This is a genomic window from [Clostridium] symbiosum ATCC 14940, from assembly GCF_000466485.1.
Lineage (GTDB): Bacteria > Bacillota > Clostridia > Lachnospirales > Lachnospiraceae > Otoolea > Otoolea symbiosa.
The window spans coordinates 8,069-19,967 of sequence record NZ_KE992854.1 but is presented as its reverse complement, the minus strand read 5'-3'; the positions used below and the strand labels follow the sequence as shown (position 1 = coordinate 19,967).

General features: G+C 44.3%; 14 protein-coding genes. 4 read left to right on the top strand and 10 right to left on the bottom strand.

Translation table 11 applies throughout. The annotated features are described in order from the left end of the window. Nucleotides 1-147: 147 nt before the first annotated feature. The 5 genes from cls to CLOSYM_RS05685 form a co-directional block, all read right to left on the bottom strand. Nucleotides 148-1,635 (bottom strand): cardiolipin synthase, encoded by a 1,488-nt coding sequence (cls, locus tag CLOSYM_RS05705; protein WP_034555581.1) that lies wholly within the window; start codon nt 1,633-1,635, stop codon nt 148-150. A 14-nt stretch (nt 1,636-1,649) separates the two neighbouring features. After that, on the bottom strand, nt 1,650-2,168 hold the full coding sequence (locus CLOSYM_RS05700; RefSeq protein WP_021641323.1) for a type II secretion system protein: 519 nt from the start codon (nt 2,166-2,168) through the stop codon (nt 1,650-1,652). 17 nt (nt 2,169-2,185) lie between these two features. After that, complete coding sequence (locus CLOSYM_RS05695; protein WP_021641322.1) at nt 2,186-2,365, bottom strand: DUF4250 domain-containing protein; 180 nt, start codon at nt 2,363-2,365, stop codon at nt 2,186-2,188. A gap of 148 nt (nt 2,366-2,513) precedes the next feature. Further along, on the bottom strand, nt 2,514-2,738 hold the full coding sequence (locus CLOSYM_RS05690; protein WP_044902168.1) for a hypothetical protein: 225 nt from the start codon (nt 2,736-2,738) through the stop codon (nt 2,514-2,516). Between the two features lie 186 nt (nt 2,739-2,924). Next, nucleotides 2,925-3,797: a polysaccharide deacetylase family protein gene (locus CLOSYM_RS05685; protein WP_021641320.1), complete on the bottom strand. Its 873-nt coding sequence runs from the start codon at nt 3,795-3,797 to the stop codon at nt 2,925-2,927. Nucleotides 3,798-4,103: 306 nt separating this feature from the next. Here CLOSYM_RS05685 and CLOSYM_RS05680 point away from each other — a divergent pair, with 306 nt between their 5' ends. Continuing rightward, nucleotides 4,104-5,090 (top strand): agmatinase family protein, encoded by a 987-nt coding sequence (locus tag CLOSYM_RS05680; protein ID WP_242827557.1) that lies wholly within the window; start codon nt 4,104-4,106, stop codon nt 5,088-5,090. 111 nt (nt 5,091-5,201) lie between these two features. Here the strand turns inward: CLOSYM_RS05680 and CLOSYM_RS05675 are convergent, their stop codons facing one another. Further along, nucleotides 5,202-5,975, bottom strand: coding sequence for an IclR family transcriptional regulator (locus CLOSYM_RS05675; protein WP_021641319.1), 774 nt, complete (start codon nt 5,973-5,975; stop codon nt 5,202-5,204). A gap of 355 nt (nt 5,976-6,330) precedes the next feature. Between CLOSYM_RS05675 and glsA the strand changes: the two genes are divergently transcribed. Both glsA and CLOSYM_RS05660 read left to right on the top strand, forming a co-directional pair. Further along, entirely contained in the window at nt 6,331-7,248 is a 918-nt protein-coding gene (glsA, locus tag CLOSYM_RS05665) for a glutaminase A (protein WP_003506612.1), read from the top strand. A gap of 53 nt (nt 7,249-7,301) precedes the next feature. Continuing rightward, entirely contained in the window at nt 7,302-8,522 is a 1,221-nt protein-coding gene (locus tag CLOSYM_RS05660) for an Nramp family divalent metal transporter (RefSeq protein WP_003497160.1), read from the top strand. A 231-nt stretch (nt 8,523-8,753) separates the two neighbouring features. Here the strand turns inward: CLOSYM_RS05660 and CLOSYM_RS05655 are convergent, their stop codons facing one another. Continuing rightward, a complete protein-coding gene (locus CLOSYM_RS05655) occupies nt 8,754-9,611 on the bottom strand; it encodes a hypothetical protein (protein ID WP_021641317.1) in 858 nt (285 codons plus the stop codon). Further along, nucleotides 9,571-10,002, bottom strand: a complete 432-nt coding sequence (locus CLOSYM_RS23375; protein ID WP_207747139.1) for a hypothetical protein — start codon at nt 10,000-10,002, stop codon at nt 9,571-9,573. The genes CLOSYM_RS05655 and CLOSYM_RS23375 overlap by 41 nt, the downstream gene beginning before the upstream one ends. Nucleotides 10,003-10,361: 359 nt before the next feature. Between CLOSYM_RS23375 and CLOSYM_RS05650 the strand changes: the two genes are divergently transcribed. Beyond that, nucleotides 10,362-10,634 carry a GNAT family N-acetyltransferase gene (locus CLOSYM_RS05650; protein ID WP_021641315.1) on the top strand — a complete coding sequence of 91 codons (273 nt, stop codon included), beginning with the start codon at nt 10,362-10,364 and terminating at the stop codon, nt 10,632-10,634. A 144-nt stretch (nt 10,635-10,778) separates the two neighbouring features. On the opposite strand, the gene CLOSYM_RS05645 is transcribed toward CLOSYM_RS05650, so the two are convergent. Beyond that, nucleotides 10,779-11,207 (bottom strand): protease complex subunit PrcB family protein, encoded by a 429-nt coding sequence (locus CLOSYM_RS05645; RefSeq protein WP_003497167.1) that lies wholly within the window; start codon nt 11,205-11,207, stop codon nt 10,779-10,781. A 225-nt stretch (nt 11,208-11,432) separates the two neighbouring features. Continuing rightward, entirely contained in the window at nt 11,433-11,702 is a 270-nt protein-coding gene (spoIIID, locus tag CLOSYM_RS05640; protein ID WP_024738937.1) for a sporulation transcriptional regulator SpoIIID, read from the bottom strand. Nucleotides 11,703-11,899 lie beyond the last annotated feature (197 nt).

Genomic DNA, 11,899 nt, shown 5'->3' with positions numbered 1-11,899 from the left:
TCCGGATGCGTCCTCCCAACCTCAGTTAAATCTCTATTTTAGTGACAGCGACCCATCTGAACTGTTACTGGGTATTCAAGGGCATACAGCCATTAATAAAGAAGACCTGACGCCACAGGCAGTCAGATCCTTCTTTTTACTGTATTCCTATAAAAGAGGAGAAAGGAGGCGGCTGCACTGCTCCTTAAAACGTATGATCAGCCCCCTTGCCTCGTAATCTTCCGGCGTAATCTCCCGGCAAAATGCCAAATCACTTAAAAATGCCTCTTCCAGACGTTCCGTTGTTTCCTCATCGTAAATAACGGCATTGACTTCAAAGTTCAGCTCAAAACTTCTGATGTCCATATTCGCCGTACCGTAACAGCTTACAAATCCATCCACGGAAACTCCCTTTGCATGAAGGAAACCATTCTCATAGGTATAACATTTGGCTCCCGCCCTTAAGAGGTCGCCCACATACGAATAGGTCGCCCAGTATACAAACGGATGATCCGGTTTGCAGGGAATCATCAGCCGTACATCAACCCCTGACCTTGCCGCAATCTGGATAGCCGACAAAACGGCGTCATCCGGCACAAAGTACGGTGTTTGGATATAGATGTGATGTCTCGCCTTGTGAAACAGTTCCAGATAATTGTCACGTATCTGGCGCGTCTGCGTATCCGGCCCACTGGAAATAATCTGAATTCCCACCATACTGTCAATCGATGTCGGCTCGGGCATTCCGTCAGCCTCGTTAAAATAACGCATGTCCTTAAACAGATTTTCCCCTGCCGCATAATTCCAGTCCTGCGCAAAACGGAGCTGGAGGCCGATTACCGCCTCGCCGTATATCTTTAAATGGGTATCGCGCCAATAACCGAACTTCGGATCTTTTGAGATATATTCCCTGCCGATATTAAAGCCGCCCACATAACCGACCCGTCCGTCAATCACCACTATCTTTCTGTGGTTTCTGTAATTTACACGGAAGTTAAGCCGGCCAAGCACCGGCGGAAAAAAGCTTGCAATACCGATACCGGCTTCTTTCAGCATCTTCCACTTTCTTTTCGGCATGAACCGACCGCCCATACCGTCATATAAAATTCTTACCTCAACCCCGTTCCTCACCTTGTCAAGCAGGATCGGTATCATGGAATCAAATAATTCATCGTTCTTAATAATGTAATACTGGATATGGATATAACGTTTGGCGTTTTTTAATTCTTCTTTTAAATCTTTGAATTTTTCCACGCCGTCGGTAAAAATCTCGACATGGTTATTCAGTGTCAGAACGGAACCGGCCACCTCCAGATTATAAAGCACCAGATCAGCATAACCGCCGGCCAGAGAGCCCAGAAGCCCCATGTCCTGGCTCTTGATAAACTCTTCCTGATTGCGGGCAGAGTACCTCAGCCGGTCCTCCACCTCTTTGATTCGGAACATCTTGCTTTTTCTGAAATCCTGATCAAAAAATAAATAAAAGAGGATACCGAACACAGGTATGAAATACAAAGCCAGCAGCCATGTCCAAACCGTTTTCGGATCATGCCTCCTGAAAAATACAATGATTATTGATAGTATAAGATTGACGAAAATTATATGATCCAGCAGCCATGCCCAGACAGACACGGCCGTATCATATATGGTTGATATTATGTCCACTGTGCTCACTCCGTCTCTTGAATTGTCTCAGGTTGGGTCTCATCTATCCCTGTTACTATGCCGGGCTTAGTGGGGATAATAATCTTCTGGCGCTTTTTCACCTTTACTTTGCCTGATGCTTCGACCGAAATAATGTAATCTTTTACTTCGTACTCAATACTTCTTAAATTTTCAGCACTACTGTCCTTTACAAATCCTTGCCCTGCAAGATATGCCTCTTTGGTAGCTTTATTCGTTAGATATGGATAAAGAACATGTCTCGGTGAAGAAACCGGATAGTCCCCAAGAATTTCCGTCAGTTTCTCTCTTGATATCACTATCCCCGACTCATCCAGATCCATCAGGTAAAACTGCAGCGCACGGAAGACACTCTTCGCCTCTGTAATATAACGCTGTTCCCTGGCTTTCTCAATATATTTTGTGAAAACAGGCGCTGTGACACCTGTTAATATTACCAGCACTGATACTGAAATGACCAGTTCTAATAATGTAAATCCGCAATTGTTTTTCCTCTTATTCATCATTTGTCTGTCGCTCTTGGTCAACGAAATCTGTTTTGCTCTCTGTCATAAGAAAAACCGGCATCCGCCAGTTTTTTTATCAGTTCGTCCCGGTCAACCCTAAAATCATCACACAGGAGTTCCAGACTGGAATAAAAATCCCGCAGCTGTGTATTCACATAGCTCAGGCATATAATGGGGTCTTGTGGTATCTTTTTCATCTTGGGTCACACTTCCTTTTCTGCCATATTTCCTTCTCTGTCATACTGCTATTTCCCACACACTTTATCACAATGCCATTGTAAATTCAATTGTTTCTCTACATTATTTTACATTTAATTACATAATTCGCCGTTATTGTGAATGGTTTTATTCTTCGTCGAATATAACCGTGATATAGAAACCTCTGTCATTTTCCTCGATTTTTTTCACAATTCCCTTTGTCATCCCGTTCTCCGTCTTCAGACGGTTATTCAGCTTAAAAAGTCCGGACATCGCCACAGCCGGTTCTATCATGTAATTGACATTAAAGGGGGTAACCGATTCGCTGACCTCTACTTCCTGGCCTTCCTCTACCAATCCCGGCCTTTCCATTTTAAATACTATCTCCCTCGCCATCACTGACCTTCTTTCATTCCTATCCGTACTATTCTATGTTTCCACATCTACGCATTCAATATTCCGAATACGCAGCTGCTTTTTAAGTTTATCACGAAACAAAATATTTTCCAATACTCATAAGCCGGTATCCTTTATCGATACGGACAGGACAGTTACTGCCTATTCAGCTATCTGCCGGCCCTCCTGGTCCAGATAAAAGTTTTCTTTCCAAATCAGTTCGGAAACCGTTACCAGCTCAAACCCCTTTTCCTGAAGCCCGGTTATGACTGCATCCAGCGCGTCAGGTGTATATTTTGCCCCATTATGCATTAAAATAATGCTTCCGTTGCCCAGATGAGGATTATTCAGAACCATATCCACGATTGAATCGGCGCCGTAGTCTTTCCAGTCCAGACTGTCGACATCCCACTGAATCGGATAATACCCCATAGAATCAGCCATCTCAACCACCTGATTATTATAATCTCCATAAGGCGGACGAAAGAGTGTCATATCTTTTCCTGTTAGTTTTTTCACCTTATCGTGTACCTTTTGCAGTTCCATTTGAATCACTGCTTTGTCAAGCCGGCTCATATTTTTATGATTTTCGCTGTGATTTCCCAGTTCATGTCCCTGTCCGGCTATGTACTTAACATCCTCCGGAAATTTTTCAACCCAGCCGCCGGTCATAAAAAATGTAACCTTGACATTATGGGCGTCCAGGATTTCCATCAGCCGGTGTGTGTCCTCATTCCCCCATGCAGCGTCAAAAGTCAGTGCAACTTTGGGGGCATCCGTCTTCACGCAGTAAATAGGAAGCTTTCTTTCCTTAATTTGGTAATTTCTTCCTGTGGTCTTTATACTCTTAAACACACTTTCCGAAGAAACACTCGATGTTTCCTGCTTGTGCAGAGACTTTTCATACAAGGATGTAATACATCCGATAGACAAAAGGAGGAGCAGCATCCAGAAAAATGCATTTTCTGCCACCGGCAGACGAGGTCCTGGATGCTGTCCTGACATATCACTGCTTTTCTTTGAAAAAAGTTTCATAAGCCACCTCAACTGTATGATTATTTGCAGGAATCTTTATGCCGTTGCAAGGCACTCGGGCATTACAGGGCAGGATTTCAGCATTTCAACGTTAATAACAGTATATGTGAGTATCCGCTCAGCCATGATGTATTTCGTGAGGTGTTTTTCGCAAAACTCCCGAAAATCATTACATGCCTATTGACATTTTCACACCTTAGTGATACAGTAGCAATATGATAATATCGTTTTTAAAATTATAATATCGTTTTTAATAACAAGTATTTCTTAACAAATTTCGTTATTAATATGAAAGGGGTTTTTATTATGCAGAATAAGCCAATTATTTATCAGCCCGGCGTAGTGCCGCAGGAAATTTACAGTGGAGTTCCATCTTTTATGGGCCTGCCGGTAGCTAAGACGGCCGAAGATGTGAAAAATTTTGATTTTGCCGTTATGGGCGTACCGTGGGAAGGCGGATGTACCTATGGCGGATTCTCATCCTGTGTTGTGGCGCCGAAAACGTTCCGCGGCGTATCGACAAGATATACAGGTTACCTTCCTGACTATGATATTGATACATTTGACTATATGACTGCCTGCGATTACGGCGATACAGTTGTACAGAACGGCAATTATGATTTAACCTTCGCAAATATGCGCGAAAAATTCGGTGAAATCATTGATGCCGGCGCCATTCCGATTACATTTGGCGGTGATCACTCCATCTCCTACCCAATGATCAGTGAGATGGCAAAACGCCATAAAAAAAGGGTGGGTGTAATTCATTTTGACGCTCATCTGGACACGATGCCGTCCTTTGGCGATGATCTCTATTCCAGATGTTCTCCGTTCAACCGTCTGTATCAGGATGAAAACTTTGATTCTACCAAGATCGTACATATCGGAATCAGAGGACCGAGAAATCATCCGCAGGAAAGAAGAGAAGCAGAAAAATACGGAGCTACTGTCATTCCGGCTATGGAAATCAAGAAGAACGGATACGAAGCTACTATTAAAAAAGCATTAGAAATTGCATCGAAAGATACAGACATGATTTATGTAACCATCTGTTCCGATGTCCTCGATGCCTCCGCCAACCCTCAGGGACCGGTCGATCCGTGCGGACTCACCTCTTTCGAGCTGGCTATGATGGTAAACGAATGCGGCAGAGCCGGAGCTAATGCCTTTGATTTTGTTGAAATTTATCCTGAAACCTGCGGAACCCAGATGTCGGCTCACACAGGTGTTTGGATGGCGCTCTACTTTATGAATGGGCTGGCTGCAAGAAAAGCAGAGAAAGTACAGAAATAAGCAGCCGCCACTCCGCAAAAAATAAGGAGAAAATTCCGCCGTATCCTGGAATTTTCTCCTTATTTTTTATGGTAATGGAATTTGCATGGATAATTCCATCCGCATCCTGCATTATTTTAGCAACAGGTTTTCCGATACAAATTCTGCGCATTTTCTCATAGGAACCACAACATCCTGAATGATTGGCATGACAATCGAACTGGAAGCCACTATACTGACCGTACCGTAAAGTCCGCCCGTCTTCTTCATAATCGGTATGGCGATACTGCTGATTCCCAGCCCTATCTCTTCGAATTCTGTGGAATAACCCCACTTTTCTATCTTGTCCAGCTCTTTTTGCAGATCTTCCTTGGTCACAAGCGTATTTTTCGTATACATCCGCTGATCCAGTGTCTTGAAATAATGCTCCCTCTGACGTTCTCCCATATAGTAAAGCAAAAGTTTCCCTGATGCAGTCGCATTCAATGCAAACGTAGTATTCAACCGCGTAAGAAGTATATAATGGGCATTTTCCGGATTAATATTTTCAATCGTAAAAATATTGTAGTTGGAAACCACCTGAAGCCTCGCCGATACCTGAAATGTATTGGAAAGCTCCTCCAGATAAGGCCTTGCCATTTTCTTCACTCTCTCCATATCATTGGCGCTGACCAAATCTGCTTTTGGGATAAAAACAGGACCTAATGAATAGATGTTCGTCTCACTGTCATGTTCCAGGTAGCCATTTGCCACCAGGGTATTTACAATTCCTCTTGTTGTATTAATATTTAATGAAAGCATCTCGCTGATTTTTGGTAAAGTCAGTTTTGGCGACTGTTCGCTGAAACAGTTGATAATATCAAAAGCTCTTTGAATCGACTGAATCAGACGCACTTCTTTTTCCATAATAAAGGCTCCTCTTCTCTTAAAATCAAGATGGTTTTATTTTACAACATTTTAGAAAAATATGCAATGAATCCCTTCCTTAGTTTTCTATTTCCCGCATCAGTCCAGAAGTATAAACGGTTACGGTCTCCCCTTATTCCATCGGCATTTTTCCCGGATATATTTGCATTTTTCTCCGCCTCTCCGGCATTTTTACAGGTTTTTCTGATAAATTACAATAAAATTTATACTAATATGATAATTTTTCTTGACACTGCAATAACGGTCAGTTATAATGACATTGTAGTTATTAAAACGATATTATCATTTACTGTCAAGGTAACAAATTAACTAAGGAAGGTTGAGTGTGATACATATGGAAGAATTATTGGAGCGTCTCCTGGAAGAATGCCGTTCCTATACCCGGCTTGGAAAACTGGCCGACTACATTCCCGAACTGTCAAAAGCAGATATTAATGATTTTGGCGTCTATCTTGTGAACAGCGACGGAAAAGAATTCTATGCCGGCGACTTCGACAAAAAGTTCACCATTCAGAGCATTATCAAACCTCTCCTGCTTCTAATGGCACTCATGGATAACACAACGGAGTATGTCAGACAATACATAGGTGTGGAAGCAACCGGGAAACCCTTTAATGCCATTGATTATTCAGAACAGCTGATTCTGAAAGAGCATATTAATCCTATGGTTAATATTGGAGCCATTGAGATGTGCTCGATGATTCACGGCGAGACATATGAGGAGCGTTTTGACCGCCTTCTGGCCTTTACAAGAAAACTGGCCGGAAATCCGGAAATCGATGTGGATGAGGCCGTATATCTTTCAGAAAAGAGAACCGGCAATAAAAACCGGGCGCTGGCTTATCTGCTGAAAAGTTCAGGCATTATTGACGACGATGTTGAAGAAATCCTTGATATCTATTTTCGCGCATGTTCTATCCGCGTAACCTGCAAGGATCTGGCCAATATCGGTTTTGTACTGGCAAACCACGGACGGGGGAAAAAGACCGGGGAAGTTCTTTTTTCAGGACGCCATGCGCGCTTTGTCAATGCAATTCTCACCACCTGCGGTATGTATGACGGCTCCGGCGATTTTGCAATCAAAGTAGGCCTACCTGCCAAAAGCGGTGTAGGCGGCGGCATTATGGCCGTATCTCCCACTCGAATGGGAATTGGTATCTATTCACCCGGCCTTGATAAAAAGGGGAACAGTCTGGCCGGTATCCAGATGCTGGAGCAGCTAAGTGAAACCTTATACCTCAGCATGTTTTAGTTCTTTACTATACTAATTCGATAAACCGTCTTAATTGGAAATGGAGGCAATGCATGGAAAAAAATAAAACCTATACTCTTAAAGATAAGTGTAAAGCTCTCGGCCCGGGAATCCTTGTTGTAGGATCCTTTATCGGCCCAGGTACCATTACAAGCGCCACGAGAGCCGGAGCCACTTATGGGTATGCACTTCTCTGGACTGTAATTTTCTCTGTTATCGCAGTAATTGTTATGCAGGAAATGGCTGCCCGTCTGGGAATCGTTACCCAGAACGGACTTGCAGAAGAACTGGTGAAAGAACTCTCCGACCGCCCTCCGCTTAAATGGGCCATGATTATTCTCGTAGCTTCAGCTATCGTGCTGGGCGGTGTTGCATATATGGGCGGCGACCTGACGGGTACCGCTATCGGCATCTCTTCCCTCACCGGAATTCCTTCCAACATCGTAGCTCCAATCTGGGGTATCGGTGTCCTGATCCTCATTAATATAGGCGATGCCGTAAAGACTCTTGAAAAGCTCTTAAGCGTCTGTGTCAGTGTTATGGCTATCGTATTCGTTGTCACCATGATTATTGTAAAACCGGATCTCGGAGAACTACTGATGGGCGCGGTTCCGAACGTTCCGCAAAATGCAATTATGACCTGCGTTGCCATGATTGGCACTACCGTTGTTCCGTATAACATGTTTATCCATGCTACCAGCGCCCGGAAAACATGGCATAACCCGGAGGAACTGCCGCTGGCCCGTTTCGACGTTACCATATCCATGATCATCGGCGGTATCATTACAGGTGCCGTTATGATTACAGCAGGCACAGTTATGCGCGGTATGACCGTTTCATCTGCCGCAGATATGGCTGTTCAGCTGGAACCGCTCTTAGGCAGCTTTTCCAAGCCATTTCTCAGTATCGGCTTGATCTCCGCAGGCGTTTCCTCGGCAGTTGTCACACCTCTCGGTGTTTCCTACGTACTTGCCGGACTGTTTAAATGGAAAATGGATAAAACAGACAAACGCTTCTTTGCCACAAATATAATCGTAGTCGTAATTGGAATTATTGTATCTGCAACAGGTTACAATCCGATTTCAATTATCATGATGGCGCAGGCCGTTAACGGAATCTTCCTTCCGATTATCGTTATCGCACTCGTATTCATCACAAGCCGCACCCGTGTTCTGGGTCAGTATAAAAACTCTCTGCTCCGCAATCTTCTGGGAGGATGCGTGGCAATTATCTCTCTGGTAATCGGTATCAGCAGCGTGATGTCTCTGTTTTAATTAAAATAAATATTATAGCATATCCGATTATCTGCATGATGATAAAATCAGCAAGGGAGATGGGCATAAATAATGCGTATCTCCCTTGTCATTTATATATATATTAAATGAAATGATGTTGGGGTCAAAAGGTCTTTTGCCCCCTTTGAAACCGGATTGCTCCGCACTGCGTGCTCTCACAATCCTCAAAAACATTCGCAATCCGCTCATTTTTCTGCGGAAAATGGCTTCTTATCTGTCATCCTCCCCGGTCCTGCCGGCCTTTTTTACCAGCCAAAACAGTATCAGCGCAGCGGCGGCTGTTGCAAAAATTCCCACAGATACCTGTAATCCTCTTTTGATAATTTTCAGGAATTCAGTCCATTTGTCCAAAGCTCCCGGTTCAGTCTCCCCGTCAGGTATGTCCCCGTCCTCAGGGACAGCCCCCTCCTCCTTTTCTTCCCCTCCGTCGGCAGCCTCCCCGTACACCATTCTCATTCGGTATCTCTTAAAATCAGGCATCTTTACCGCCGCACTATAAAGGGCCGTGCAATCCCATACCTTCTGCCGCCCCAATATCAGAACGTCACGGCATATAACGCCTCCCTCGTCCTCATAAGGCTCCCCGTTCCATAGAAATTCTTCAATCCTGTAATCCTCCGGCTCCATTCCCGCCGCCTTAAGAAATTCCCCCTGAAAGGAGGACAGCTCCGGCGTGTCCGTCTGGCGCGGAATACGTATATCCCCAAACAGATAGTAATCTGCCCCGTAATCATGGAAGGTGGCGGTGAAGGAAATTCCGTCCTGCCATCTCTCATTGCTGTATTGAACCTGCTCAAGAGATAACTCTGCTTCAAATTCCTTCCCGCTCTCCTCATCCTTCACAGTCATAACCGCCGTATCCGGCACAGTATCGAGCCGGCTGATTCCCGGGTAGTCCGCCCGGCCCGACAGCTTTCTTGTGTCCCCAACAACTGGGACTGTTAGCAGCTCCTGCTTCTTCAGCCTGTATATCCGGCCGGATTCACTCTTAATAAACTCTTCCGGCTGCGGAATCTCTCCCGGCGTATCAAACAGATCTGAAAATCTCTGTATTTCTTCCTGAGCCATAACCCGGCACACATCCTTCCGGCATAAAAAAACTGCCAGAAAGCATAATATTCCGATGCACAGGCCTCCTGCTTTTATCCCCTTTTTCACAGCGCACCTCCCCGGCGGCTCTCCGCTTGTTCCTGATTCCGTACCATCTCCGGTACCTGCCAAGCCTCAAGCGTTCTTTTGTATCCGGCGCTTCCTGCACCGGACGTTCCATATTAATATTAATCAATTCAAGCAGCAGTTCTTGCTCTCCTGCCAGATGATCCTGCTGCCAGGGATACTCTTTCTCCGATGTTTCCTGCCAGCAAAACGTAATTTCACTGTATGCCTGTTCAAGCATTCCGTATTTCGTTATAATGTCCCTCCTCTCTGCCGCATTGTTTATGTCAGTTGTTTCAATCATAAAATTACTCATTGGTATTTGTTTCAGAAGTACTTCAGAATTTTTGAAATATAGATATTAGTAAGATGAATCTGATTTTTGCCGCAAAATGCCTGCTTTTCTTATATATGCGCAAAAACAGAAAAAAGTTATAAATATACAATAAACGATTCTAAAATTATCACTGGCTGTGGAAGTTCCTGCGATTCGCATTCTGGAATTCAGAATAGATTCCTTATCCGGAGCATGATTTTAAGATAGTTATATCATTATACACCCTGACTTAACGAAATGCAAGTAAAAAAAGAATATAATTGCTATTTTTCTTTCCCTAAGATATAATAGTGCCAGAAAAACATTGTAAATAAAGGAGGCTGAAGATGGATTTCACCTATAACTCAAACCAAATAGCTTTACTCGGAGAAGACGATAAACTGCTCGCCGAGGTAACCTTCCCGGAGATTGACAAGGATACGGTAAATATCGACCACACCTTTGTAGACCCGTCCCTCAGGGGGCAGAATCTGGCAGACAAGCTGATGAACGCGGTCGCAGAGCAATTATGTGCAGAGGATAAAAAGGCGGTTCTGACATGCTCTTATGCGGTAAAGTGGTTCGATAAGCATCCTGAATACAAAGGCGTAATTAAATAATACGGCATACGGTGCCCGGCATGGGCGCCGTACGATAAGAATGATTGCGCAAAGCATTTTATCCGACTGCTGCCAAACGCAAAATGAACAGCTGGAAATGCGTCAGCATCTTTCCAACTGTTCATCCTGTTTCTTCTGATTTTCCTACTTAAATACCACCGGCTCTTCCATAAACGGCATCTTCACCACAATAAACGGATATGAGCATTCCGAACCCGTCTGCTCCTGCTTCTCAGGCCCTTTGAGCTCTGTTCGGATCGTGATGGAATTCTCTGTCAGGTAGAGTTCCGGAACAGCTATACTGTAGCCTCCCGTTTTCTGTTCTCCATACCCGGCTGCTATGTACAAATCTTCTCCTCCCGAGTAAGTCAGCCTGAACGGTTCTTTTTTCTTCTGTTCGATTATTTCCTGAAGTTCCTGCGGTACCTCATTTTGCCCCACGACCGTAAATTCCAGATCCCGGACCTTCGCCTCCTCCTTCTCACCGCCGCATCCGGCCATCAGAACGGCTGACAGAAAGAGCGCTGCGGCTAAAATGACTCCATGCCGCTTACCACTCAGAATTTTTCCCATAAAAAAAGCTCCCTGTTCTTTTTGATTATTATCATTCTATTAGGAAGTCTTTCTTTTTATTACCTTTTCGCCGCCTTACCTTTTTACCGTATTTCTTCCCGCAACCCCGCGAACAGTTCACCGTCATCAATCAGGAAAGGCTGCGTCCTCCTGTGAGAACGCAGCCTTTCCTGATTACGGATGCCTGTTTCCGGATAACTGCCTCCGGATATGATACTGCCATTATTATTTTCTGCTGCATGCCTGAAGCTGATGCTGATATTTTTCTTTGGTAGCCATACCGCCTCTGATATGGCGCTCAGCCTTATTGATATCCAGAACCACTCTGGCCTGCGCCGCCAGAGACGGGTTGATATTCTCCAGGCGATCGGTCACATCTTTATGTACCGTTGATTTTGAAATTCCAAATTTCCTTGCCGTCTGCCGCACTGTCGCATTGTAATCAATAATGTAATTCGCTATAGCTACCGCCCGCTCTTCAATATATTCTTTCAAAAGGTTGCCCCCTGAAATCATTGTTTTTACAATGTATGCAGCGGACAAATAAAACATACCTTGATCCAGGTTAAAAAAAACGGATGATTTTTCACACACAAAAGCGGGACCCCTGTGAGTCCCGCCCCGCGTTCAAAAAGATTTCAAAAAGAGTACAATTATAGTTACTGTTCACACGGTTATGTCCCGCGAGGTGT